Origin of the sequence: Colwellia marinimaniae (assembly GCF_002207865.1) — a bacterium.
Classification (GTDB): domain Bacteria; phylum Pseudomonadota; class Gammaproteobacteria; order Enterobacterales; family Alteromonadaceae; genus Colwellia; species Colwellia marinimaniae.
This window is the reverse complement of record NZ_BDQM01000010.1, coordinates 52111-76392: the sequence shown is the minus strand read 5'-3', so window position 1 is coordinate 76392 and position 24282 is coordinate 52111. Positions and strand designations below refer to the sequence as shown.

21 protein-coding genes and 1 pseudogene are annotated in these 24282 nt (G+C 37.9%); 12 read left to right on the top strand and 10 right to left on the bottom strand.

Annotated elements, in window-relative coordinates; genetic code table 11:
• Nucleotides 1-182: 182 nt before the first annotated feature.
• Entirely contained in the window at nt 183-896 is a 714-nt protein-coding gene (gene fadR / locus MTCD1_RS08140; protein WP_057181521.1) for a fatty acid metabolism transcriptional regulator FadR, read from the top strand.
• Nucleotides 897-936: 40 nt separating this feature from the next.
• Here the strand turns inward: fadR and MTCD1_RS08135 are convergent, their stop codons facing one another.
• The 3 genes and pseudogenes from MTCD1_RS08135 to MTCD1_RS08125 form a co-directional block, all read right to left on the bottom strand.
• Nucleotides 937-2475, bottom strand: a complete 1539-nt coding sequence (locus tag MTCD1_RS08135) for a SpoVR family protein (RefSeq protein ID WP_057181520.1) — start codon at nt 2473-2475, stop codon at nt 937-939.
• Nucleotides 2476-2495: 20 nt separating this feature from the next.
• Nucleotides 2496-3773, bottom strand: a pseudogene (locus MTCD1_RS08130) (YeaH/YhbH family protein).
• 52 nt (nt 3774-3825) lie between these two features.
• A complete protein-coding gene (locus MTCD1_RS08125) occupies nt 3826-5760 on the bottom strand; it encodes a PrkA family serine protein kinase (protein ID WP_057181518.1) in 1935 nt (644 codons plus the stop codon).
• Nucleotides 5761-6270: 510 nt separating this feature from the next.
• Between MTCD1_RS08125 and hppD the strand changes: the two genes are divergently transcribed.
• On the top strand, nt 6271-7326 hold the full coding sequence (hppD, locus tag MTCD1_RS08120) for a 4-hydroxyphenylpyruvate dioxygenase (protein WP_057181517.1): 1056 nt from the start codon (nt 6271-6273) through the stop codon (nt 7324-7326).
• A 99-nt stretch (nt 7327-7425) separates the two neighbouring features.
• Here hppD and can read toward each other — a convergent pair whose 3' ends face one another.
• A complete protein-coding gene (can, locus tag MTCD1_RS08115; RefSeq protein ID WP_057181516.1) occupies nt 7426-8025 on the bottom strand; it encodes a carbonate dehydratase in 600 nt (199 codons plus the stop codon).
• A 294-nt stretch (nt 8026-8319) separates the two neighbouring features.
• On the opposite strand from can, the gene ppiC reads away from it, so the two are divergent.
• Entirely contained in the window at nt 8320-8598 is a 279-nt protein-coding gene (gene ppiC / locus MTCD1_RS08110; protein ID WP_057181515.1) for a peptidylprolyl isomerase PpiC, read from the top strand.
• A gap of 29 nt (nt 8599-8627) precedes the next feature.
• Here ppiC and MTCD1_RS08105 read toward each other — a convergent pair whose 3' ends face one another.
• Nucleotides 8628-8804, bottom strand: a complete 177-nt coding sequence (locus MTCD1_RS08105; protein ID WP_082606539.1) for a DUF2897 family protein — start codon at nt 8802-8804, stop codon at nt 8628-8630.
• A 107-nt stretch (nt 8805-8911) separates the two neighbouring features.
• Between MTCD1_RS08105 and MTCD1_RS08100 the strand changes: the two genes are divergently transcribed.
• A complete protein-coding gene (locus MTCD1_RS08100; RefSeq protein ID WP_082606538.1) occupies nt 8912-10108 on the top strand; it encodes a methyl-accepting chemotaxis protein in 1197 nt (398 codons plus the stop codon).
• Between the two features lie 57 nt (nt 10109-10165).
• On the opposite strand, the gene MTCD1_RS08095 is transcribed toward MTCD1_RS08100, so the two are convergent.
• On the bottom strand, nt 10166-10768 hold the full coding sequence (locus tag MTCD1_RS08095; RefSeq protein ID WP_057181706.1) for a PilZ domain-containing protein: 603 nt from the start codon (nt 10766-10768) through the stop codon (nt 10166-10168).
• A 196-nt stretch (nt 10769-10964) separates the two neighbouring features.
• Between MTCD1_RS08095 and MTCD1_RS08090 the strand changes: the two genes are divergently transcribed.
• The 3 genes from MTCD1_RS08090 to lolE are packed head-to-tail and all read left to right on the top strand — an operon-like array spanning nt 10965 to nt 14295.
• Nucleotides 10965-12257, top strand: a complete 1293-nt coding sequence (locus MTCD1_RS08090) for a lipoprotein-releasing ABC transporter permease subunit (protein WP_057181513.1) — start codon at nt 10965-10967, stop codon at nt 12255-12257.
• Between the two features lie 12 nt (nt 12258-12269).
• Nucleotides 12270-13034, top strand: coding sequence for a lipoprotein-releasing ABC transporter ATP-binding protein LolD (gene lolD, locus MTCD1_RS08085; RefSeq protein WP_057181512.1), 765 nt, complete (start codon nt 12270-12272; stop codon nt 13032-13034).
• Entirely contained in the window at nt 13027-14295 is a 1269-nt protein-coding gene (lolE, locus tag MTCD1_RS08080) for a lipoprotein-releasing ABC transporter permease subunit LolE (RefSeq protein WP_057181511.1), read from the top strand. The genes lolD and lolE overlap by 8 nt, the downstream gene beginning before the upstream one ends.
• 858 nt (nt 14296-15153) lie before the next feature.
• On the opposite strand, the gene MTCD1_RS08075 is transcribed toward lolE, so the two are convergent.
• Nucleotides 15154-15735 carry a Fe-Mn family superoxide dismutase gene (locus MTCD1_RS08075; RefSeq protein WP_057181510.1) on the bottom strand — a complete coding sequence of 194 codons (582 nt, stop codon included), beginning with the start codon at nt 15733-15735 and terminating at the stop codon, nt 15154-15156.
• A gap of 287 nt (nt 15736-16022) precedes the next feature.
• Here MTCD1_RS08075 and grxD point away from each other — a divergent pair, with 287 nt between their 5' ends.
• Both grxD and MTCD1_RS08065 read left to right on the top strand, forming a co-directional pair.
• The gene (gene grxD, locus MTCD1_RS08070; RefSeq protein ID WP_057181509.1) at nt 16023-16409 is read left to right on the top strand and encodes a Grx4 family monothiol glutaredoxin; all 387 of its coding nucleotides are present in this window, start codon (nt 16023-16025) and stop codon (nt 16407-16409) included.
• Nucleotides 16410-16499: 90 nt separating this feature from the next.
• A complete protein-coding gene (locus tag MTCD1_RS08065) occupies nt 16500-17105 on the top strand; it encodes a peroxiredoxin (RefSeq protein ID WP_057181705.1) in 606 nt (201 codons plus the stop codon).
• A 216-nt stretch (nt 17106-17321) separates the two neighbouring features.
• On the opposite strand, the gene rnt is transcribed toward MTCD1_RS08065, so the two are convergent.
• Complete coding sequence (gene rnt / locus MTCD1_RS08060; RefSeq protein ID WP_057181508.1) at nt 17322-18050, bottom strand: ribonuclease T; 729 nt, start codon at nt 18048-18050, stop codon at nt 17322-17324.
• Between the two features lie 229 nt (nt 18051-18279).
• Between rnt and MTCD1_RS08055 the strand changes: the two genes are divergently transcribed.
• Both MTCD1_RS08055 and MTCD1_RS08050 read left to right on the top strand, forming a co-directional pair.
• Complete coding sequence (locus MTCD1_RS08055; protein ID WP_231733048.1) at nt 18280-19176, top strand: flagellar protein MotY; 897 nt, start codon at nt 18280-18282, stop codon at nt 19174-19176.
• Nucleotides 19177-19476: 300 nt separating this feature from the next.
• Nucleotides 19477-21366 carry a M1 family metallopeptidase gene (locus MTCD1_RS08050; RefSeq protein WP_057181507.1) on the top strand — a complete coding sequence of 630 codons (1890 nt, stop codon included), beginning with the start codon at nt 19477-19479 and terminating at the stop codon, nt 21364-21366.
• Nucleotides 21367-21498: 132 nt separating this feature from the next.
• Here the strand turns inward: MTCD1_RS08050 and MTCD1_RS08045 are convergent, their stop codons facing one another.
• Together MTCD1_RS08045 and cysZ are read right to left on the bottom strand one after the other, a co-directional pair.
• Nucleotides 21499-21954 (bottom strand): hypothetical protein, encoded by a 456-nt coding sequence (locus tag MTCD1_RS08045; RefSeq protein ID WP_057181506.1) that lies wholly within the window; start codon nt 21952-21954, stop codon nt 21499-21501.
• Nucleotides 21955-22098: 144 nt separating this feature from the next.
• Nucleotides 22099-22845 (bottom strand): sulfate transporter CysZ, encoded by a 747-nt coding sequence (cysZ, locus tag MTCD1_RS08040; RefSeq protein WP_057181505.1) that lies wholly within the window; start codon nt 22843-22845, stop codon nt 22099-22101.
• 220 nt (nt 22846-23065) lie between these two features.
• On the opposite strand from cysZ, the gene zipA reads away from it, so the two are divergent.
• Nucleotides 23066-24247 (top strand): cell division protein ZipA, encoded by a 1182-nt coding sequence (gene zipA / locus MTCD1_RS08035; protein WP_057181504.1) that lies wholly within the window; start codon nt 23066-23068, stop codon nt 24245-24247.
• Nucleotides 24248-24282 lie beyond the last annotated feature (35 nt).

The window sequence follows — 24282 nt, the reverse complement described above, 5'->3', positions numbered from 1 at the left end:
AAGCCTTTGAAATTCATTAATTTTATTGATAGTAATTATCTATTTGACTTATAACAAGCGAATGCTTAGTTTTTACTTTCACCAGCGAGTAATTGTAAGGCTCTTGTGCATAACTATACTTCTGGTACAATCTGTTGAAAATCCATCCTCAATTTACAACTATTATCAGGTAATTATAGTCAATGGTCATAAAAGCTAAAAGCCCAGCAGGATTTGCAGAACAATATATCGTTGAATCCATTTGGAATGGTGGTTTTCCTCCCGGCACTATATTACCAGCAGAACGTGAACTCTCTGAACTTATCGGAGTGACGCGAACTACCCTTAGAGAAGTCTTACAGCGTTTAGCGCGTGACGGTTGGTTAACCATTCGACATGGTAAGCCGACTAAAGTAAATAATTTTTGGGAAACCTCAAGCTTAAATATCCTCGAAACGCTGGCACAATTAGATCAAGAGGGTATTCCTGATTTAGTTGACAACTTATTATCAGCGCGTACCAATATCAGTGCTATTTATATTCGTGGGGCATTAAAAAATAACCCTGAGAAAGCCATTGAATGCCTGCAAGGTTATTTAGATGTAGAAGATACGGGTGAAGCCTTTGCACAATTTGATTATGAATTAAATAAAGCATTAGTGGTAGCGTCAGGTAACTCTATTTATTTATTAATTCTTAATGGTTTTAGAGGTTTATATTCACGTATTGGTAGTTTGTATTTTGCTCACCCTAAAGGCAGGGAGATATCTAGGGCTTATTATCAATCGTTAATAGAGCTTGCTAAAGCTAATAAATTCGATGAAGCGATTTTGGCTGTACGTAAGTATGGTATTGAATCAGGAAAATTGTGGGCAGATCTTAAGGATGACGTATTAAAAGAATTATCTAATGATTAATGTTTGATAGATTTGCTCATCAACATAAATAAAGACGACGCTAGTCGTCTTTATTTTTTTGTGGACAGCTGGCAATGATCTTATCTTCACCTGACTTCATTTCTTGCACAATCTTAACGTCAAAGTGCCATAAATAATGCAGGTGCTTTAATACCTCATCTTTTGATTCCCCCAGCTCTACCCCATTGTGTGGCGTGTATCTAAGGGTTAGCGCTCTGTCACCATCAACATTGGCATCAATTATTTGGATATTTACTTCAATATTACTGAGGTTATACTGATTTGCTAGGTTTTGACGAACTTTTTTATAGCCTTGCTCATTATGAATAGCACCAATTTCAACATAATTATTGTCACTATCATCATGAATATGAAAGAATTTAAAGTCACGCATTAGTTTTGGCGATAAATATTGGCTGATAAAACTTTCATCTTTAAAGTTTTCCATGGCAAAATGTAAAGTATCTAGCCAGTTACTGCCCGCTATTTCAGGAAAATATTCTTTATCTTCTTCTGTTGGGTGTTCACAAATACGTCTGATATCAATGAACATATTAAAACCTAAAGCATAAGGATTTATACCTGAATAATATTTACTGTTGTATTCAGGTTGAGCAATGACATTAGTATGACTGTGTAAAAATTCCAGCATAAATTTATCTGTGACTAAACCCTCATCATATAAGTGGTTTAAAATAGTGTAGTGCCAAAAACAGGCCCAACCTTCATTCATCACTTGAGTTTGTTTCTGCGGGTAGAAATATTGCGATATTTTCCTGACTATTCTGACAATTTCTCTTTGCCAAGGTTTGAGCAAAGGGGCATTTTTCTCAATAAAATATAAAAGATTTTCTTGAGGCTCTTTGGGGAATATGTTTTTTTTCTCATCGTCTTGCTGTGCTTTTTTAGGGACAGTGCGCCATAAAGCGTTTACCTGTGATTGCAAATATTCAGCACGTTCAGATTGTCTTCTAAGTTCTTCATCGAGTGATATTTTTTGTGGTCTCTTATAACGGTCAACACCATGACTCATTAAGGCATGACAGGCATCTAAAGTAGCTTCTACCTCACTGATACCATATTTTAGTTCACACTTGGCAATATAACTTTTGGCAAAAAGTAAGTAGTCGATAATTGAACTGGCATCAGTCCATGATTTAAATAAATAATTTCCTTTAAAGAAAGAGTTATGACCATAACAAGCATGTGCCATGACCAGTGCTTGCATGGTCATGGTGTTTTCTTCCATCAAGTATGAAATGCAAGGATCTGAATTTATTACAATTTCATAAGCTAAGCCCATCTGTCCTCGTTGATAGTTTTGTTCCGTTTGAATGAATTTTTTGCCGAAGGTCCAATGACTATAACCGAGAGGCATGCCCGCACTGGCATATGCATCCATCATTTGTTCCGCCGTGATCACCTCTATTTGATTGGTATAAGTATCAAGGCGGTAAAAGTCAGCAACACGCGCAATCTCTCGCTGATATTGTCCAAGCAAGTCAAAAGTCCAATCTGGACTATCGTCTAAAGGCGTTACTTTAGTTTTTTGAGCGGTATCATCATTAGTGTTTGTCATCTATCACCCCATTTAATAAGTTACGTGGCATTTTGTGTGTTCTTTTTGAAAAGCTCCCTAAATACCGGGTAAATATCAGCGACTGATTTGATATGCTGCATGGCAAAGTTAGTATTAGACTGCTCCACTGCTTGATAGTGTTTCCATAGGGTTTGGTGTGCTCTTTGGGTTATTTCTATATAACTAAAATAGCGGCTTTTAGGCAGTATTTGTTGCTCTAAAATTGTTTGACAGCGGGGCGAGTCATCTGCCCAGTTATCGCCATCAGAAGCTTGGGCACCATAAATGTTCCATTGATTATCATTATAGCGTTCGCAGATAATATCATTCATTAACTCTAAGGCACTTGAGGCAATTGTTCCGCCGGTCTCTTGGGAGTAAAAAAACTCATGTTCATCGACTTCTTTCGCTTGGGTATGATGCCGGATATAAATAACATCAATATTTTTATAGGTACGACTAAGAAATAGATAAAGTAAAATATAAAAGCGTTTTGCCATTTCTTTTGTTGCTTGATCCATCGAGCCTGAAACATCCATTAAGCAAAACATTACCGCTTTTGACGTCGGTACTGCTTGCTTAGCATAATTGCGAAAACGTAAGTCGAAAGTATCAATAAAAGGGACTTTAGCTATTTTGTTTTTTAGTGTTTTAATCTCAAGTCGCAACGCACGCTCTTGTTGAATATGATCATGGGTATCTTGACTAAGCGCTAAAAGTTCTTGCTCAAGCTCTTTTAACTTTTTACGTTTTGAGCAGGTCATTACTATACGACGGGCAATGGATCCTTGCAGTGATTTGACTATATCTATATTTGATGCCACACCCTGGGTGCAAAAACCACTGCGCACCGTTTTATATTCAATCATCTTATCTAATTGATTTTTCTCAAGGTTGGGTAGCTCTAAGTCTTAAAAAAGAAGGTTTAGATATTCTTCCTTTGAAATGGAAAAGGTAAAGTCATCTTCGCCTTCCCCGCTATTACTAGCATCCCCTTGACCAGACCCTTGGCCTTGCTGTTTCGGCGGACGAGGGATTTTATCACCAGGAGAATATTGATCATTGCCTGGATGTACTCTATCTTTTATACCGCCATCACCTTGATGGAAAATCGGCTCGGATAAATCCTGTTTGGGGATAATGATGCTTTCACCAGAATCTATATCTGTCACACCTCGTTGGTTTATTGCATCCGAGACAGATTTTTTAATTTGATTTTTATAACGCCTTAAAAAGCGTTGACGATTAACGGTACTTTTATTTTTACTGTTAAGACGTCTATCAATAAAATTGGCCATATATTATCCTTATCTCTTTTCTAGCTTATCCCTATTGCGCAAGAGATACGACTTAAGAAGACTTTCTAACCCGTAAATACCACTCAGATAATAAGCGTACTTGCTTTTGGGTATAGCCTTTTGTCATCATACGTTTAACAAAATCATCATGTTTTTGTTGGTCATCGCTTGATGTTTTAGCATTAAAAGAAATAACAGGTAATAAATCTTCAGTATTGGAAAACATTTTTTTCTCAATAACAGTACGTAGTTTTTCATAGCTAGTCCAAAGTGGATTTTGACCATTATTATTGGCTTTTGCCCGTAGGACAAAATTAACTATTTCATTACGGAAATCCTTCGGGTTGCTTATACCTGCTGGTTTTTCAATTTTTTCTAATTCATCATTAAGAGATTGACGATCAAATAGCTGACCGGTCTCTGCATCTCTATACTCTTGATCTTGAATCCAAAAATCTGCATAAGTAACATATCGGTCAAAAATGTTTTGTCCGTATTCGGAGTAAGACTCTAAGTAGGCGGTTTGAATTTCTTTACCAATAAACTCAATATATTGAGGGGTCAGGTAGCCTTTGATAAATTCCATATAGCGCTCTGCGGTTTCTTTAGGCAGTTGCTCTCGTTCAACTTGTTGCTCTAATACATAGAATAAGTGCACTGGGTTTGCCGCGACTTCAGCACTATCGAAGTTAAATACCCGAGATAAAATCTTAAAAGCAAAGCGAGTAGAAAGTCCTGACATGCCTTCATCAATACCAGCATAGTCACGGTACTCTTGATAGGATTTTGCTTTTGGATCGGTATCCTTAAGAGTCTCGCCATTATAAACACGCATTTTTGAATAAATGCTTGAGTTAACAGGGTCTTTTAAACGAGATAAGACCGAGAATTGCGCAAGAATATCTAAAGTATCTGGCGCACATTGCGCCGTTTTTAATTCGCTGTTTTCAAGTAGTTTTTTATAGATCTTAACTTCTTCAGAAATACGCATGCAATAAGGCACTTTAACAATATATACCCGGTCTAAGAAGGCTTCGTTGTTTTTGTTATTTCTAAAGTTTTGCCATTCAGATTCATTTGAATGGGCAAGTATAATACCGTTAAAGGGTAAAGCTGAAAGCCCCTCAGTTGGGTTGTAATTACCTTCTTGGGTAGCGGTAAGTAATGGATGCAGCACTTTAATGGGTGCTTTAAACATTTCAACAAATTCCATCAAACCTTGATTGGATCGACACAATGCGCCTGAATAACTATAAGCATCCGCATCATTTTGAGCAAAATGCTCAAGCTGCCTAATATCAACTTTACCAACAAGTGCTGAGATATCTTGATTATTATCATCACCAGGCTCGGTTTTGGCGATGGCAATTTGATCCAAAATAGAAGGATGAATTTTGATCACTTTAAATTGAGCAATATCACCTTTATATTCATGTAAGCGTTTTGCCGCCCAAGGAGAAATAATATTGTTCAAGTAACGCTCTGGGATATTGTATTCTTCTTTTAAGATTTTACCGTCTGAATTTGCATCAAATAAGCAGAAGGGGTGATCATTTACCGGACTACGTATGCCATTGGCGCTTAAAACATAAATAGGCTTTTGTTGCATCAGGAATTTTAACTTTTCCGCTATAGATGATTTACCACCGCCTACCGGGCCTAATAAATACAAGATCTGTTTATGCTCTTCTAATCCTTGTGAAGCATGTTTTAGATAAGAAACTATTTGCTCAATGGCTTCTTCCATGCCGTAAAAGTCGGTAAAAGCAGGATAGCGCTTAATAACCCTGTTGGAGAATATCCTACTGAGTTTCGGGTCTGTGGCGGTATCTACCATTTCAGGTTCACCAATGGCAAGAAGTAAGCGTTCTGATGCACTAGCGTAAGCTAGATTATCGTCTTTACAGATAGTTAAAAATTCTTGCAAGCTAAATTCTTCTTGTTGGGCTTGTTCATAACGTGATTGATAATGTTGAAAAATACTCATAACTACCTCCAAAAGAGCGAAAAACTATCCATTTAAGATAAATTAGCAAAAGTTAGTACCTAACAGCTTGTAAAGGTAAAGTAAAAAGCACCTGCTATAATTTAAGGTTAGTTGTTCTGGCTGATTTTGCTAAGAAATTTATAGAATTAAATTGTAATTGCCCAGAAAAATCCATGAGAGATCAACTAGCTATTTTATATACAACCATGGTAATTGCTGTTTTATTGCTTGAAAGCATAGTAGGTCAGTAACACCAGTGCTTGCTATCAGGTAAATATCAAGTGAGTAGTGCTGATTCTATTAGTGCAAATTACCACTGTACATAAATGTATACAGTGGACTACTAGCATCAGTATAGCCTTGTTAGCAGTGAGCAAGGTTTTTAACAAAATACTCGTACAATTTCTGTTACAACCATAGATTAGGCCTCGTACTAACAGCTCTTTCGCTTCTAAGCTTTGCCATTGATAATAGCTTTAATATAAGAATATGATTGGAAGAGAAATAACAATGACCGAATGTAAGAACCCATTAAAACTTTGTGGTATTGAGTTTACTGAATATGCCACCCCCGACTCTGATTTTATGGAAAAAGCTTTTTATGGCTTTGGTTTTTCTAAAACCAAAAAAATGAAAGGACGTGATGTTGATTACTATAATCAAAATGACATCCATTTTCTTATCAATAATGAAAAATCAGGTTTTTCTAAAGAATTTGCTAAAAGTCATGGTCCTGCCATTTGTTCTATGGGCTGGCGTGTTGAAGATGCTGATTTTGCTTTTACTGAAGCGGTGAAGCGTGGTGCAAAATCTGCAGAAAATGAAGCCAACAAACTTCCCTATCCAGCAATTTTTGGTATTGGTGATAGCCTTATCTATTTCATCGATAACTTTGCCAGAACAGGTAAAAATAAAGGTTTGATCTATGATACCGACTTTGAAGATATTGATGAGCCCGTTATCGTTGAAGACAAAGGCTTTTTAGCGGTTGATCATATGACTAACAATGTTCGTCAAGGCACCATGCATAAATGGGCTGATTTTTATAAAGACGTTTTTGGTTTTACCGAAATTCGCTATTTTGATATCAAAGGTATTAAAACAGCATTGATCTCTTATGCACTGCAATCACCTTGTGGTAAATTCTGTATACCCATTAATGAAGGTAAAGGCAGTACCAATAATCAAATTGATGAGTATTTAAAAGAATATAATGGCCCTGGCGTGCAGCATTTAGCTTTTATAACGGATGATCTTGTCGGCTCACTTGATAAGTTAGATAGCGACATTATTGATACGCTAAATATTTTGCCTGAGTATTATGATGATATATTTGACCGCGTACCTTGGGTAAAAGAAGATAAAGATAAGATTAAAGAGCATCAAATTTTGGTTGATAGCCAAGGTGAAAATACTTACTTATTGCAGATATTTACTAAAAACTTATTCGGTCCCATATTTATTGAAATGATCCAGCGAGTGAATGATCAAGGTTTTGGTGAGGGTAATTTTTCAACCTTGTTTAAATCAATTGAATTAAATCAAATTGAACGTGGCGTTTTATAGTAAATAAGCAAGGATATATTTTGCTAAAAACCAGCTAACTGAGTTAAGTTTGCTGGTTTTTTATTGCTTGTCTGTCTAGTTAACTAAATATACTCCTGTTTATTTGCTGTTGGCAGACACGTTAAGATCTTTTAAAATGCCATCGTGTAAGTTGTATACTACGCCATGCACAGTAATATCCTGTTTATTATGCCAAGCTGTTAACAAGGTGGTGGTTTTACATATATTGGCTACTTGCTCGATAACATTGAGCTCACATAATAAATTAATCCGCTCTTTCTCATCGGTAAGCTTGTCCATCTCTTCTTTATGGAAACGGTAAACATCTTCAATATGGCGTAACCAGTTATCAATAAGGCCATGGCTTTTATTATCCAGGGCGGCACTGACACCACCACAACCATAATGACCACAAACGATAATATGCTGTACTTTTAATACATCGACGGCATATTGAATAACAGATAAACAGTTTAAGTCGGTATGAATAACTTGGTTCGCTATATTACGGTGTACAAAGACTTCACCAGGTTGCATACCAAGTAACTCATTGGCAGGTACACGAGAGTCAGAGCAACCTATCCATAAGTATTTGGGTGATTGTTGTTCAGATAAAGATTTAAAAAAACCAGGGTTTTCTTTAGTAATTTTTTCTGCCCATCGTTTATTATTATCAAACAGGTGTTGGATTGTTTTCATAAGTATAAGTCACGCCGAGTAGTTAAATTCATTGACATATTATGTCATGAAAAAGGTAAGTAAAAGTAATTATTTGTAATTTTGTGGTATTTGAGCTCATTAAATAATCAATGTTCAATGAGGGACCTTTTAAAAGCCAATAGCTTACTTGAGTCAAAGCGAACTAGGGCAGTAAATATAAGGGTAAAATTGGCAGTTTAGACCATTTTTAGACCAGCAAATAATTAGTGCCATTGCTCTTAGTATATCTAGTATAATAACAACAATAATCTCAACTCAATAGGTATAACAGCTATGGCGAGTGCATGTGCATTACATATTTTAGTGAAAACTGAACAACAAGCGATAGAAATAAAAGCACAACTTGCTAACGGTGCTAATTTTGGCGTACTAGCAAAAAAATATTCCCTTTGTCCATCGAAGAAAAAAGGTGGTGATTTGGGCGAGTTTCGCCGCGGAAAAATGGTGAAAGCTTTTGATGATGTGGTCTTTAAAAGACCGATATTAAAAGTACACGGACCGATAAAAACAAAATTTGGCTATCATTTGATTAAAACCCTATACCGAAATTAACGAATTATTTTAATCCTGTTGCTCTCTTCTTATTTTTTGTCTTGTTCTTCTTGATCTTCTTTATCAAGCATTTCGTTACGCTGCTTAATTTTTAGCAGTTGCTCTGGTGTTAAATTAAATTTTTTCGCCGATTTTCTTAATAACAAAATTCCTCCAGGGATAATACCTATAGCAAGGGTTATAATAATTATTGCGATTAATGACATAGATGCTAATACCTTTTTTGATAACTTTGATGAAAATACTAGCAAAAATAATGCTGTACAGGTAATTTATTCTACTATATAAAATACTTAGTATAAAAATTCCTAGTATGAATAAAAAAAACAAAAGAGAAAATAGTATGCTCAGTAAACTATCGATAAAGCTCCTTATACCCAATTTAGCCATAGGCTTAGTATTTATTTTTAGCACTTTTTTTATGATCGACTCAGTGAGTAACTTTACCTTGGTGGTAATATTCAGTGCTTTAGTGGTGTTACAAAGCCTGGTGAGCTACTTTTTTTTCACCCATATGTTAACCAATCGATTACTGCGTTTAAATGCTTATATTGATATGGTTGTCAGTACCGAAGAAGCGCCAGCAGAGCCATTAAAAGATCCTGCCAATGATGATCTTGCGCAAGTAACCAATGAGCTTAGTCATTTTATTGTTGGTTTAGCCGATGTAGTTAACGTTATCCGCCAAGAGTCAGAAGTGTTATGCCAAGGGTCTACTTCGTTGTCTCAGCAAATGAGCGAGTCAATCAAGTTGGTGGAAAACTCAACTGTACAAATTGCGCAAATGGCAGAGTCGATTGAGGATGTAGCCAATACCTCATCAAGTTTATCAAACAGTGCTGAACAAGTAAGTGAAACAACTAGTTCAGTCATGGAAACCTTAGCCGAAGGAGTCAATTCCTCTAATATTAGTCAAAAAACTATTGAGGCTGTGGCGAGTGAAGTGGGGGAGATGGCAAAAGAGCTTGCTTTACTGCAAGAGGAATGTGCTCGTATCGGCTCTGTCTTAGATGTTATTAAAGGTATTGCCGAGCAAACCAATTTACTTGCCTTAAATGCGGCCATTGAAGCTGCGCGCGCGGGTGAGCAGGGCCGAGGTTTTGCTGTTGTTGCTGATGAAGTTCGAGCCTTAGCGCACCGAACTCAAGAGTCAACGGTAGAAATACAAGCTATGGTTGAGCGCTTACAAACTAAATCAAGCAATGCCGTCAATAGTATCAGTAAAGGCCATAAGTTAACCCAAGACTCGTTAAAGTATTCCGCTGACGTTGTTAAAGCATTAGATAAAATTGGTTATGCTTGTCAAGATGTTGATAATTTAACATCACAAATCGCCAGTACAACGTTGGCGCAACAAAGCGCAACGTCATCGATTAATGACACTATGTTAGCGGTAGTATCCTTAAGTCATGATATCAACAGTGGTTTAAATTCTGTTGCCGCACATGCCGAGCAGCAGCAACAAACGTCCAAAGAAGTAGAGCAGGCTATCAATAGAATTTGTGTTTAGTTTTTATGTTCTAAATGAGTCGCAGATGTTTTACTTTAAATAAGATAAGTGTTTGCTTTATCGATCATTTTCTTGATTGCGTAATTTCGCCAGTTTTTGTAATTGTTTAGATTGCTCATGTAAACTGGCACGCACCAATATCTCTCTATCTTCTTCTCGTATAAAGTGAAAAGTTACCTTGTAGGCAAACTGTTCGTTAGCCGACTCAACCTCGACTACTTCACCATAACAATAGATAGCACAATTATTTTCCAGTAAAAATATTTTTAGCTCAAGTATTTGGCCAATACTAAATACAGTTGGCGCGATAAATTTAATGCCACCACCGCCAAACTTTATGCCTTGGTACCTATATTGAACGTCATCTTGTTGACTAAGAATATAGCCGACCAGTAAATCAATTTTCTGTGATTGTTGATTAAGGAAGCTAACTAGTTGAGTTGCGCTATTGCCTAAACTTTGTAATGATCTTAACGCCGATTGATCGATTGAGTTCATCTCAGTTGACAGTTTAAATGGCATTGGCATACGGCTCATAAATTGTGCAAAACTACTGGCTTCCTCTTTTTTTATGGTGGTAATATTTACCGAGAAGTCATGCTCAATGGCAAAAAACTCATGATATAGGCTTAATTTTTGTTCAAGGGAATGAGTAATCATCGGATCAGTTTCCATTTAAAAGAGAGTGCTTTTCATAAATAAGGTAAAAGTTAAAAAAAATAATACCATAGCTGAAACTTATAACAGAAAATTGTAACTATACCTATCCCTCCGGCTATTTATCTCAGACAATTATAGTGACTGTGTTATGCTACAGACCATTCTAAATTGGCCGCAGATAAAATAATAATACCTAATGTTTCAACCTATTAGCATCTTCATCGGGCTACGTTATAGTCGTAGTAAAAGCCCCACTGGCTTTGTTTCTTTTATTACTTTCTTTTCCACTGTCGGTATTTTATTAGGGGTGGCATCACTGATTACCGTGGTCTCCGTGATGAACGGTTTTGAAGGTGAGCAAAAAAGACGCATCTTAGGTATTATCCCCCATGTCATTGTCAGTGACTTTCCTGATAAAGAGGCTGATAAAGGTACTGGTGCTACGCAAAACTCATATTGGCAAAGCTTACGCAAAGAACTTCTTACTCAGCCTCATGTGCTGCAAGTGACACCTTTTCTGGAAAGTGAGGCCTTAATTCAATCGACAACAGGTCTTCAAGGCGTTTTACTACAAGGTATTATGCCTAAATTTGAAAGACAAAATATTATTAGCAGTCATATGGTTGCCGGTAGTCTGGCAAATCTTTCGAGCCAAAGCTACTCCTTAGTATTAGGGCAGTCATTAGCCAATAAATTACAAGTGAACCTGGGTGATGAAGTGCGTTTGGTACTGCCCAATAAGAGCATTTTTACCCCCATGGGGCGTATACCGGTACAACGTGTTTTTACCGTGGCAGGTATTTTTCATATTGGCTCACAAGTTGATGATGCCATGGTTTATGTGGACAGTCGCTATGGCGCAAAATTACTCAGGCGAACGGGCGATGGTATTGATAAATTACGCCTTTATTTAGATGACGCCTTTAATGCCCAGCAAGTAGTAACCGCACTTGAAAGTAAGCAACAAAGTGCACAATTACGTAAGCAAACAGGCAATCCTCTGCATTCCGTTAGTTTTAGCACTTGGAATGAAAGCCAAGGGGCATTATTTTCCGCAGTAAAAATGGAAAAAAATATGATGTGGTTAATGCTTAGTTTAATTGTTGTTGTTGCTACCTTTAATATTGTCTCGGCGCTGGTGATGGTTGTTGTTGATAAACAAGCTGAAATTGGCATATTACAAACATTAGGTTTGGCGCGTACTGATGTGATTAAGATTTTTATTACTCAGGGCATGGTTAATGGTTTGTGGGGCGTTAGCTTAGGTGGGGTTATTGGCGTGATATTAGCACTGAATCTGAACGATATAATGCTGGTGATAGGGGTTAATTTATTTGGCTTCGGCGTACAAAGTTTACCGATAAAGTTGGAGTTCTTTGATGTGCTAACTATTATTTTATCAGCACTGGTCATGAGTTTTCTTGCCACGCTTTATCCGGCATATCAAGCGTCGACCACTCAGCCGGCACAGGTGTTACGAAATGAATAAGGTTATGAACTAATGAGTAAAGTATTACAGTGTTGTCAACTAACTAAATCATATAAGCAAGGTGACATCGAAACTAAGGTATTAAAAGACTTAGACCTCAGTGTTGACAAGGGTGAGCTTCTTGCCGTTGTGGGTAGCTCGGGCTGCGGGAAAAGTACCTTCTTACACCTTGCCGGCGCTTTAGATACGCCTACTTCAGGCAAGGTGCTTATCAATGGCATCGATATTCACCAATTATCAGACAAAGAAAGAGCTAAATTTAGAAATCAGCATATTGGTTTTATTTATCAATTTCACCATTTGATGATGGAATTTAGCGCTCAAGAAAATGTTGCTATGCCATTGATGATTAGAGGTGACAAACCCAAAGATGCATTGTTAGCAGCCAAGAATATGCTTGACCAGGTTAGCTTAAGTCATCGAATTGATTACCGGCCTTCACAATTATCAGGTGGCGAACGTCAACGCGTGGCGATTGCTCGAGCCTTGGTTACCAAACCCTCTTTAGTCTTGGCTGATGAGCCAACAGGGAATTTAGATAGTGATACCGCCGAGCAAATTTATCAACTGATCCGTAGGCTAAATAAGACGGCTCAGACAAGTTTCGTCATTGTGACTCATGATCTTGTCTTGGCAAAACGTATGGATAGGCAAGTGAAGTTGGTACAGGGGCAATTATCACCCTTGTTCGATGAGGGTAATAAACAATTAGTCACCGATGACGCTAACAGTGTTTTAAGTCAAAATAGTCGACCAGTAAGCGATAAATATGTTTAAACCCTTAAGTATTTTTTTAGGCTGGCGTTATGTGCGTAGCCGACATGGTAATGGTTTTTCTGCTTTCATCTCTGCTTCTTCTACCCTAGGTATTGCTTTAGGGGTAACCGTACTTATTATTGTGCTCAGCGCGATGAATGGCTTTGAGCGAGAGTTATCGCAAAAACTACTGTCGATTGTTCCGCATGTTGAGCTTGTCAGTGTTAACGAGCCGATAAGGAATTGGCGACAAAGTATAAAGAAAGTACAACATGAGCAAGCAGTGCTCGCTGCTGCGCCGGTAATAAAAATGACCGGCATGTTGCAACATGGCTTGCAGCTTAAAGCGGTAGAAGTACGTGGCGTTGATGCCGAGCTTGAAATGCAGGTGTCGAGTATTGATGATTATATTATTGCGGGTAAATGGTTGGGCTTAAGGGTCACTGATCATAATAGCAACAGCATCATAATCGGTAGCGGCGTGGCAAAAAAATTATCCGTGCAACTTGGCGATAAAATACAGTTATTGTTACCACCACCACAAGCGGGTAATGACATTAACCAAGCCTTTTCTTCGCCTATCACTCGTCAGGTAGAAGTGGTTGCTATATTCAAATTTGGCGGCACCATAGACGAAACTTTAGCTTATATTCCCCTGGCCCTGGCCAGTGATGTTATGGGCTATGCCAGTAATGAAACACAAAGTATACGCTTGAAAGTCGCCGATGTATTTGCTGCCCCTAAAATTGCCCGACAGGTTGCCTATAATTTTGATCATTATGTTTATATTAATAATTGGACTCGTAGCCAAGGACATTTATTTAATGATATCCAGTTGGTGCGCATGGTGATGTTTATTGTCATGGTGCTGGTTATCGCGGTAGCTAGCTTTAATATTGTCTCAACCTTGATCATGGCGGTTAATGAGAAACAAGGTGATATAGCTATTTTAAAAACCATGGGTGCCAGCTCACAAACAATAATGTTGGCCTTTATTTTTCAAGGTTTGGTTAATGGGGTAGTTGGTAGTCTATTAGGCGCGCTGTGTGGTGTTTATTTTGCATTAAACCTTACCGATATTATGAGCGGCTTAGAGCAGTTGCTTGGGGTTACCTTTTTGTCGGGGGATGTCTATTTTATTAACTACCTACCGAGTGTTTTACATGCTAGTGATGTTTACGCCACCGTTATCACCGCGTTAATTATGAGCCTGTTGGCAACCGTATATCCGGCATGGCGAGCAACAAAAATTGAGCCAGCGCAAGTGTTAGGCCAGCTGTAATCACCTCTATAGCTTTACTCTAGCTAAAAAAAGACAAAAAAAAGCCCGCAAACTAAGTGCGGGCCAACTCAAATATCAAGTTGATAGAAGGAAGTTAAATTCCAAGAAACATGTCAGAGAGAAAAGATAGTAGCTATCATTTCAGAGTAATCTGGTTAATGAACTCTCTTTGGGAGAAAGAAAAAGTAACATTGCGCTAACTCAGAAAACAAAGCTATCATAGTGGCGAATCCCTTGGTCGACAAACTAAAAAAAATGTAGTCTAGGCATTAGAAAAACTAATGCATAAACATTGAACTTTCTATTGGGTTATATTTATGAATAACTATTCATTAGTTTTTCATGTACGCCAATTAAATGGCTTTTAGCGTGTTTTTTTATGCAAAAACAATTGACGTCTAAAGAAAATCTGGCTTTTTATAACTATTTATTCACTAAATTATGATAACTTTAATTGTTTACTTAAAAAGCCTGATGCAAATACTAGGTAATTTTATGTTTTATCGGTTAAGCCATATTGGCTTAAGGTAATCGCTACTAAATTTTTGTTGATTGAGCGTTATTTATTAAGCGAATTTACTAAGTTTTATCTGGTTTGATTTTAGTCAGCTTAATTTAGCTCAGTTAATTTAAGCTAGTCAGTGGTATTTTGGCTCATGCCGATGACTATTATTGATTTAATATAGCAGGCTCGCGTGAGGGGCTAGGCAAACTAAAGCGGCAAGCCTTAATTTATGTAGCTATGGTCGCTATCATTATTGTTGTTACGGTAGCGATAAAATGCAGTGGCTCGAAGTCTTTCTATTAACAATGCCTAGTAAAGCAAGCTTCACTAGGCATATACAGATCTAGGTTTTACTAGCTAAAGTTAGCTTGAGCAAAATCCCAGTTAGCTAATGCCCAAAAACCTTTCAGGTAATCAGGTCTTACGTTACGGTAATCTATGTAGTAAGCATGTTCCCATAAATCAACGGTAATAAGTGGTGTAACACCGTCGTCAGTTAATGGTGTCGCTGCATTTGACGTGTTTACAATCGCTAAGCTACCATCTGCATTCTGCACTAACCAAGTCCAGCTAGAGCCAAAGTTATTGATAGCACTATCAGTGAACTTAGCTTTAAATTCATCAAATGAACCGAAGTTACTGTTAATAGCTGCTAGTAAATCACCTGATGGCTCACCGCCGCCGTTTGGACTTAAGCTGTTCCAATAAAAAGTATGGTTCCAGATTTGTGCTGCGTTATTAAAAATACCAGCAGAAGAGCTTTTAACAATCTCTTCTAAGCTTTTATTTTCGAACTCAGTACCGCCAATTAAGCCATTAAGCTTAACAACATAAGTGTTGTGGTGCTTGCCATAATGAAATGATAAAGTTTCTGCTGAAATGTGTGGCTCTAAAGCATTTTGCTCGTAAGGTAATGCCGGTAATTCAATGGCCATGATACTCTCCTAGTTATAATTCTAATTTTCCACCAAAAATAGGTGTGTTTTCATATAAACTTGAGTAAAATACTCAAGTATTATTTATTCAGGTCATAGACCTATATAAGGGTTGTTAGGACAAGTTTCAAGGCTATATTTTTAAAAATCAATAGTTAAGCTAGTTCAGCGCATAGTACTTATTCTATTACCTTGTATTGAAAGTAGTTGTAAATTTATTTTTTATCTCCATATGTAGGTATATCAATGCAATTGAATAGAATAAGCATTAATTAATAGAGGGTGTTATGGATACAATTGAGCGAATTAAAGAACAAATTAGCAAAAATACAATCTTGCTATATATGAAAGGGTCTCCTAAATTACCAAACTGTGGCTTTTCATCACAAGCATCACAAGCCTTAATTTCTTGTGATGAGAAATTTGCTTATGTTGATATTTTGCAGAACCCAGATATTCGTGCTGAATTACCTAAATATGCCGATTGGCCAACCTTCCCACAATTATGGGTTGAAGGTGAGTTAGTAGGTGGCTGCGATATTATTATGGAAATGTTTCAGCAAGGTGAATTACAAACTTTAGTGAAAGCAGCCGCAGCCAGACATGCTTCAACAGAAGGTAGTTCAGCAGATGATAGTTCAGTAGAAGATAGTTCTGTAGTAGAAGAAAAATAATTATCTTATCTGATTGATATTTAACTATTTGCCACCATGTTTGTAGGCAGATTATTAAACTTTTTTAACATAAAAAAAACGGAGCATAAAATGAGTGTATTAGTTGGTCGTCCTGCACCAGACTTCACTGCCGCAGCAGTATTAGCTAACGGTGAGATTGTAGATAGCTTTACATTAAGCGAAGCGATTAAAGGTAAAAAAGCAGTAGTGTTTTTCTACCCGTTAGATTTTACTTTTGTTTGTCCATCTGAGCTATTAGCTTTTGATCACCGTATGGAAGAATTCAAAAAACGTGGTGTTGAAGTGATTGGTGTGTCAATTGATTCACAATTTTCTCATAATGCATGGCGTAATACCTCAGTAAACGACGGTGGTATTGGTCCAGTACAATACACATTAGTTGCTGATGTTAAACATGAAATTTGTAAAGCATACGGTGTTGAACATCCTGAAGCGGGTGTTGCCTTCCGTGGTTCATTCTTAATCGATGAAGAAGGCAATGTACGTCACCAAGTAGTGAATGATTTACCTCTTGGCCGTGATGTTGATGAAATGTTACGTATGGTTGATGCCTTACAATTCCACCAAGACCATGGCGAAGTTTGTCCTGCAGGTTGGAAAAAAGGTGATAAAGGTATGACAGCGTCTACTGAAGGCGTAGCTGCTTACCTTACTGAGAATGCAGATAAGTTATAATTATTGCTTAATCGTTAAGTTACTTGTTTAAGTTAATTAACGACATAGTAAAGTAAAAAACCGCGTAAGCGGTTTTTTTATCTTTAAAATTCAATAAAGCCAACTATTGCGGAACTTGATTTTTAATTGCCGCCGCGGTTAATGGTTAACGGCCACCCCTAACGCACGCCAGCTATTAACAAGGTGACCAAGGTATGTTGATTAAGCTCGGCTATTTTACTGTGCTTCAGACTCAGACTCGTTTTCTGTCTCATTCTCATTCTCTGTCTCGGTTAACGGCCAACCTCCTAACGCACGCCATCTATTAACAATATGACAAAATAACTCGGCCGTTTTTTCGGTATCATATAATGCGCTATGCGCTTCATTATTATTAAAATCTATATTGGCTGCGATACATGCTTTTGCTAAAACAGTCTGGCCTAAGGCAAGACCAGCAAGCGTGGTAGTATCAAAGCTGACAAAACTATGAAAAGGGCTGCGCTTAATTTTACAGCGCTCGGTGGCAGCATTTAAAAAGCCTAAATCAAAGGCGGCATTATGGGCAACAATAATGGCTCGTTGACAGCCAGCCGCTTTCATTTTTTTACGCACCAATTTGAACAGGGTTTTCAGTGCTTCTTCTTCCGTCACCGCGCCACGCAACGGGTTCGTAGGGTCTATACCGGTAAACTCCAGTGCTTTTGGTTCTAGATTAGCCCCTTCAAAAGGCTCAATGTTAAATTGTATGGTTTCATCGATAGAAAAATCACCTGTGCTTTCATCTAGATGTAACATTGAAGCCGCAAGTTCAAGTAGGGCATCAGTTTTGGCATTAAAGCCCGCAGTTTCTACATCGATAACAACAGGGAAATAGCCCCGAAATCTTTGAGCAAATTGGCTTTTAACGTTGTCAGTATTGGTTGATGTTTTTTGTTGGCTATCTATTGAGCTTGATTCGGACATGGTCACTATGTAATGAAAAGGGAAAAGTAATGCCGGGGATTATCGCAGAAAGTTAATTTAAAAACGACAATGAAAGTGATTTCTCGGCAAGTTAGACTGTTTTTACCATGAAAAGCGCTATTTCATTGATATAATGCTAAAGTTATCTAGGTTTATGACGATACCTTTATATATCTAATATAGGCTAAAGTGTATAGGCCCGTTACCGCTTTCAATATTGTGCATAATTATGAAACCAATCATCGCAGCAATGAGTTCTTCTTTTCTTGTCCTCGCTAGCTTAACCGCTAGTTTGCTTGTCAGTGGAACACATGCCGGCATCCGTCAATATAGCGCTGATATCCATACTTCACAATGGCAGCTCTCTGCTGATTCACGCCTGAAGTGCACCTTGTCACATCAAATCCCTCGTTATGGTGAAGCGCGCTTCTCAGCCAAAGCCAGCCGCAAGCTTAATATGGAGTTTGAGCTAGATATGATGCTGTTACCCGATAACTACTCCTTAGCAGAAGTTCGCAGTGTTGCACCTAACTGGCAACCCGGTGTGGGCTCTCGCACGTTAGCGACGATGAAATTACATAAGCAATTTAAGCCAACCCTACCAAAAAAGGTTGCTTGGACAATGTTAAGTGAACTAGAGCAAGGCATGAGTCCGACCTTTTATTATAACGACTGGTATAGCGAACAAGATAAAATATCGGTTGGGCTATCAACAGCGCGCTTTAAAAAAGCTTATAAAGATTTTGTTGGCTGTGTAGGTAATCTGCTTAACTACAGCTTTGAAGATATCGCTTATACCGTACTGAACTATCAATCGAGTAGTGATAAATTTACTAAGGCATCACAAAGGCGTATCGATATGATTCGTGAGTATTTGAGCCTAGATCCCGACTTAGAACTGGTATTGATTGGTGCTTATTCTGATAGCTATGGTGGCCGTTGGTCAAACTTAAAGTTATCGGAACGCCGCGCCGAAAAAATAAGAGATTATTTTGTGCAAAATGGTATTGATATTAGTCGAATTGCCGCGAAAGGTTACGGAGAAAAACGTCATATTGCTTCTAATGACACCACACTAGGTCGAGGAAAAAACCGCCGAGTGGTTATTCAAATGCAAAAGCCTTAACTTATTTACCCTGTTTTATTTAACTGCTGTAAATAATACTTGCTACTAACGCCATATAAAGTTAATAAAATCTAAAGTAAAGTATTGAACAGGCCTGTAGATTCACAGTAATCTACAGGCCTGTTTTTGTTTGTGCTCTATTTAATACCAATGAGTATAAAAATAGCTCACTTAGCGAGAGTTTAACGGCGAATAGGCAAGGCTTTGTTTATTCTAATGTCGACCCTGTCATGCTTAGTGTGCATGTTTTTTATGTAAAATGGTAAAAGTACAATTTTTTATTTTAAAGGGTTAAATGTCATGAAACATTTTTCAAAACTTTGCTTGTTACTCGGCACTTTATCAGTGTCAGTTGCGCCAATTACGTGGGCGCATGAAGGAGTAGAACCTCAACACGCTAAAGTGTCTAAACTAACGGATACATATACTTACGCTAATTATGACCAAGTTAAAGCGACTCATGTATATCTTGATCTTAATGTCGATTTTGATAAAAAATCTTTGTCGGGTTTTGCGGAACTTTCACTCGATTGGATGAGCGATAACAAAACGCCATTGATTTTGGATACTCGCGATCTTGTTATCCACCGCATTATGGCAAAAAATAGGCAAGGTCAGTGGCTAAAGGTTAATTATAAACTTGCCAAGCGTGATGACGTTTTAGGTAGCAAACTAACCATAGATACCCAGTTTAACGCTGAAAAAGTGCGTATCTACTATCACTCAACTGAAAAAGCTTCAGGCTTACAATGGTTATCGGCTGAGCAAACGGCGGGTAAAGAAAAACCATTTTTATTTAGTCAAAACCAAGCCATTCATGCCCGCTCTTGGATTCCTATTCAAGATACCCCGAGTGTTCGAGTAACTTACACTGCACGTATTACTACCGATAAAGATTTATTAGCGGTAATGAGTGCTAATAATGAACCAGGTACTGAGCGAGATGGCGACTATTTTTTCTCAATGCCACAAGCAATTCCTCCTTATTTAATTGCCCTTGCTGTCGGTGATCTGCAGTTTAAAGCGATGAGCCATCAAACAGGTATTTATGCCGAGTCTTATATTTTAGATGCGGCCGTTGCAGAATTTGATGATACTCAAGCGATGATTGATAAAGCCGAAGAAATGTATGGTAAATATCGTTGGGGTCGTTACGACTTGTTGATGTTACCACCAAGCTTTCCTTTTGGTGGTATGGAAAATCCACGTCTTTCGTTTATCACACCAACCGTGGTTGCCGGTGATAAAAGCTTAGTTAACTTAATTGCTCATGAACTTGCTCATTCTTGGTCAGGTAACTTGGTTACTAACGAAAGCTGGCGTGATCTTTGGTTAAACGAAGGTTTTACCAGTTATGTTGAAAATCGCATTATGGAAGCCGTCTTTGGTACTGAGCGTGCGGTAATGGAACAAGCGCTTGGTGTGCAAGATTTAAATGCTGAATTATTAGAACTTGCCCCAGGTGATACTAAGCTTTATATCGATTTAAAAGGCCGTGATCCGGATGATGCCTTCTCGGGTGTGCCTTATGTTAAAGGTCAGTTATTCTTAATGTACCTAGAACAGCAGTTTGGTCGTGAACGTTTTGATGCCTTTGTCCTCGAGTATTTTGAGAGCCATGCTTTCCAAAGCATAGGTACCAAAAACTTTATTAAATACTTAAAAGCTAACTTAACCGATAAGTACCCTAATATTGTTAGCGATAGCGAAATCAATGAGTGGATTTTCAAGGCCGGATTGCCAAGTTATGCGCCACAGCCTATATCTGATGCTTTTACCGTTATTGATAAGCAAATTACACAACTCATTGCTGATGAGTTAACTTTGGCAGAATTACCTACCGCTCAATGGACTTTGCATGAATGGTTGCACTTCATCAACAACTTACCGCTTGATGTTAATCAAGAGCGCATGGTCAGCTTAGATAAAGCCTTTAACTTAACCACAAGTAAAAATGCTGAAATTGCTCATGCTTGGTACTTATTATCAATTCGCGTTGGTTATAAGGAGGTTTACCCCGAAATGGCTAAATACCTGAAGGGTATAGGTCGTCGTAAACTGATTGTGCCTTTGTACAAAGAACTAGCGAAGCAAGCAGAAAATAAGGCATGGGCTATTGAAGTTTATCAACAAGCGCGCCCAGGCTACCACGGCTTAGCACAAGGCAGTGTTGATAGTGTATTGAAATAGTTGAGGGAAATCTTGCTCAATAAAAGCTAGATGAAAAATACGCGATAAAAAAGGGCTTAATGTGAAAACATTGAGCCCTTTTTTTATTTTAGTTGCGTCATTATTATTTAGTCACGTTAGCTAGCAGTGATATTACATCTTACTTTCAATAATCACATCGACTTGGCGCTTTTTATTTTGTTGTGAAATAACCACACGCATGGTTTCTTCCCCCTCTTGATATTTCAGCGTCAATCGGTCGCGTTTACGCTCTTGTGAATATGAAGCGCCGAAGGCTTGTTGATAAAATTCGATAACTTGTGCTTCGCTGGCATTGGTGAAATAGTTCATTACGGCTGGTAGGGCGTCACTAAACTCAGCAAAAATTTGCGCATCTGCTAACACTGGGATAGCAATAACCCCGTTATTAATCACCGCACTGATAACGTCTTCTTGCTCTTCAATGAAAAACTCTTCAATAATAGGCTCGACCACAACTGCGGCTTGCGTAGGTTGCTCTTCAATATCTGGTGTTGAAGAGCAAGCACTAACAGCAACTAGCGTCATAGTTAGTAAGGTAAAATGCTTAACAGCTTGTTTTACTTTCATTTAAGTCACTTCCGTTCATATTTGTTTTTATATCATTTAAATATATACGATTTTTAGCACTAACGCGATATCAGCATAAAAAAATAGCATAAAAAAAGCCATAAAGCGCAGTACCTAGCGCAATGGCTTTGATTGTTATAGGGTTTACACCTTGTCTTGGTAGTAATCCACCCATAAAGCGGTAGCGCCACAAATGGCCACAGGCATAACGATAAGGTTTACTATGGGGATCATTGAAAATACCGCAACTGTGATACCAAAGCTATAACTCAGTCCTTGGTTTTGTTTTAATATTTCCTTCATTTTGGCAAAAGGCACTTTGTGATTATCAAAGGGGTAATCTTTATATTGTATTGCCATCATCCAGGCAATAAATAAAAACCATATAATTTGGCCTAAAATGGGTAAAATCCACAACATAATGAAAAATCCAAGAGCACGAGGTAAATAATAACTCAATTTTTGCCATTCTCGAGTCAATGTTCTTGGAATATCTTTAACTATGTCGAGCATCTCGCCCTTGGGCGCTTGCTGTCCGCGTAAAATCGCCTCCATTTTTTCGGACAATAAGCCATTAAAGGGTGCTGCCAGCCAATTGGCAACAGTACTAAAGACAAATGAAAAAATCACCAGGATAGTAAGTACCGCTAAAGGCCACAGTATGACAGTTAACCAATCCAGCCAACTAGGTAACCAAGCCATAATGCTGGTCATATAGCTAGCAAACTCTAGATAGACAAAATAAAAAGCAATACTAAACAGTAGTGTATTGATTACTAGAGGGATAAGTACAAAACGACGGACACCTTTTTGCCTTATCAGACTAAAGCCTTGTAAAAAGTAACTGGCGCCACTGTGTGTAATAGGTGCTTGTTTAGATGAATGAGACATGGGGGTTAAACTGATCCTAACTGACTGTTATTCTTCGTGTGAGTATATACTCTTTACCATGCAAAATGCAGCTTGATTGGTAACGGGCATAATACATTCTTTCATACTATTACCCGATTAACTTGTTACAAACCGCCTAAATTTCTGCTAAAGTTTCCTTTAATATATAGCGATAATATTCGCATAAAAAACAGCAATCAAGAGAGTAAGCAGGCTGGAAATGGAAGATAACTTCAGAAACGTCTTAATTATACTTAGCGCCATTGTTATTACCGCAATATTTATTCATGGCTTATGGACAATAAGAAAACAAAAAAATCCCTATAAACTACAAACATCTAAAAATAAGGTTGAGCCAATTACCCGCGACTTTGATGGTAAAGGTTTTGATCAAGATGGAGTAGGGCAGATAAAAGTTACCTCTAGTGTAGTAAATGACCCACTAAACCTTGACGATGAGGCTGTAGCTGAGCATGTTTTGACCACAGGTGTGCAGTTACCCGAGGACCTGTCTAAAAGCCAAATATTAATAAAAAAGGATGTGTTAAGTGAACTTGCTGGCCAGGTTACTGAAGGCCAAGATGAAAAAGTTGCGAATAGCGTAGTTCAACCATTAGATAACTGCCTTGAAGATGACTGGTTTAAAGACGATGCTCAAGAAAATTCTCAAGAAGGCTCTATAGAAGATAAGAGCAGTCAATTTTCTAAAGGTGAATTAGGTGATGAGTTAACACCTGCAAGTAAGTCAGCCAATGCTAGTGTGGTGCAAGAGCCGATAGAGCCAACGATCCATTTTGAACCTTTATATGATCAACCGGTTACACAAGCTAAGCCGACACGTACACCCATTAAGAAAGTTAATAAAGTGATACCAAAAGCGTCATTAAAACGTGAGCAAATTGAAAAAGATTTTGATAATCAGCTAAATGAACGTGCTATTGAAGCTAACAAGGTTAAAACTCAAATAGAGCCACAAGTCATTATTTTATCTGTGGTCATGCCGGCTAATCAGCAAATGTTTGGTGCCGCATTACTACCAAGTTTACTGACCCTAGGCCTTAAATATGGTGAAATGAATATTTTTCATCGCCACGAAGATAATGCCGGTAACGGTAAAGTGACCTTTAGTTTAGCTAACATCATGAACCCAGGGGCCTTCGACTTAGATACCATGGAAAGCTTCGCCACCCGGGGTGTCAGTTTATTTATGACCTTACCTAATGCCGGTGACCCTTTTTATGTTTTTGCACAAATGCTCAATGCCGCTAAGCAGTTAGCGCAAGAGTTTAATGGCCAGGTTATCGATGACAAACGCAATGTCATGACTAAACAAACTGAGCAACACTACTTAAGTAAAATAAGAGAATTTGATCGTAAAAATCGTATTGCCCTAGTAGGCTAATCCTAAGTAGGGTTAGTCATCTAACTATTCTAGCG

Coding starts and splice junctions, on each gene's coding strand:
- lolD (WP_057181512.1), top strand. CDS start 12,270: ATGAGTAAAGTATTACAGTGTTGTCAACTAACTAAATCATATAAGCAA.
- MTCD1_RS08050 (WP_057181507.1), top strand. CDS start 19,477: ATGAAACATTTTTCAAAACTTTGCTTGTTACTCGGCACTTTATCAGTG.
- MTCD1_RS08045 (WP_057181506.1), bottom strand. CDS start 21,954: ATGAAAGTAAAACAAGCTGTTAAGCATTTTACCTTACTAACTATGACG.
- can (WP_057181516.1), bottom strand. CDS start 8,025: ATGAAAACAATCCAACACCTGTTTGATAATAATAAACGATGGGCAGAA.
- ppiC (WP_057181515.1), top strand. CDS start 8,320: ATGGCGAGTGCATGTGCATTACATATTTTAGTGAAAACTGAACAACAA.
- MTCD1_RS08065 (WP_057181705.1), top strand. CDS start 16,500: ATGAGTGTATTAGTTGGTCGTCCTGCACCAGACTTCACTGCCGCAGCA.
- hppD (WP_057181517.1), top strand. CDS start 6,271: ATGACCGAATGTAAGAACCCATTAAAACTTTGTGGTATTGAGTTTACT.
- MTCD1_RS08125 (WP_057181518.1), bottom strand. CDS start 5,760: ATGAGTATTTTTCAACATTATCAATCACGTTATGAACAAGCCCAACAA.
- MTCD1_RS08090 (WP_057181513.1), top strand. CDS start 10,965: ATGTTTCAACCTATTAGCATCTTCATCGGGCTACGTTATAGTCGTAGT.
- MTCD1_RS08100 (WP_082606538.1), top strand. CDS start 8,912: ATGAATAAAAAAAACAAAAGAGAAAATAGTATGCTCAGTAAACTATCG.
- MTCD1_RS08135 (WP_057181520.1), bottom strand. CDS start 2,475: ATGACAAACACTAATGATGATACCGCTCAAAAAACTAAAGTAACGCCT.
- zipA (WP_057181504.1), top strand. CDS start 23,066: ATGGAAGATAACTTCAGAAACGTCTTAATTATACTTAGCGCCATTGTT.
- MTCD1_RS08075 (WP_057181510.1), bottom strand. CDS start 15,735: ATGGCCATTGAATTACCGGCATTACCTTACGAGCAAAATGCTTTAGAG.
- rnt (WP_057181508.1), bottom strand. CDS start 18,050: ATGTCCGAATCAAGCTCAATAGATAGCCAACAAAAAACATCAACCAAT.
- cysZ (WP_057181505.1), bottom strand. CDS start 22,845: ATGTCTCATTCATCTAAACAAGCACCTATTACACACAGTGGCGCCAGT.
- MTCD1_RS08105 (WP_082606539.1), bottom strand. CDS start 8,804: ATGTCATTAATCGCAATAATTATTATAACCCTTGCTATAGGTATTATC.
- fadR (WP_057181521.1), top strand. CDS start 183: ATGGTCATAAAAGCTAAAAGCCCAGCAGGATTTGCAGAACAATATATC.
- MTCD1_RS08055 (WP_231733048.1), top strand. CDS start 18,280: ATGAAACCAATCATCGCAGCAATGAGTTCTTCTTTTCTTGTCCTCGCT.
- lolE (WP_057181511.1), top strand. CDS start 13,027: ATGTTTAAACCCTTAAGTATTTTTTTAGGCTGGCGTTATGTGCGTAGC.
- MTCD1_RS08095 (WP_057181706.1), bottom strand. CDS start 10,768: ATGATTACTCATTCCCTTGAACAAAAATTAAGCCTATATCATGAGTTT.
- grxD (WP_057181509.1), top strand. CDS start 16,023: ATGGATACAATTGAGCGAATTAAAGAACAAATTAGCAAAAATACAATC.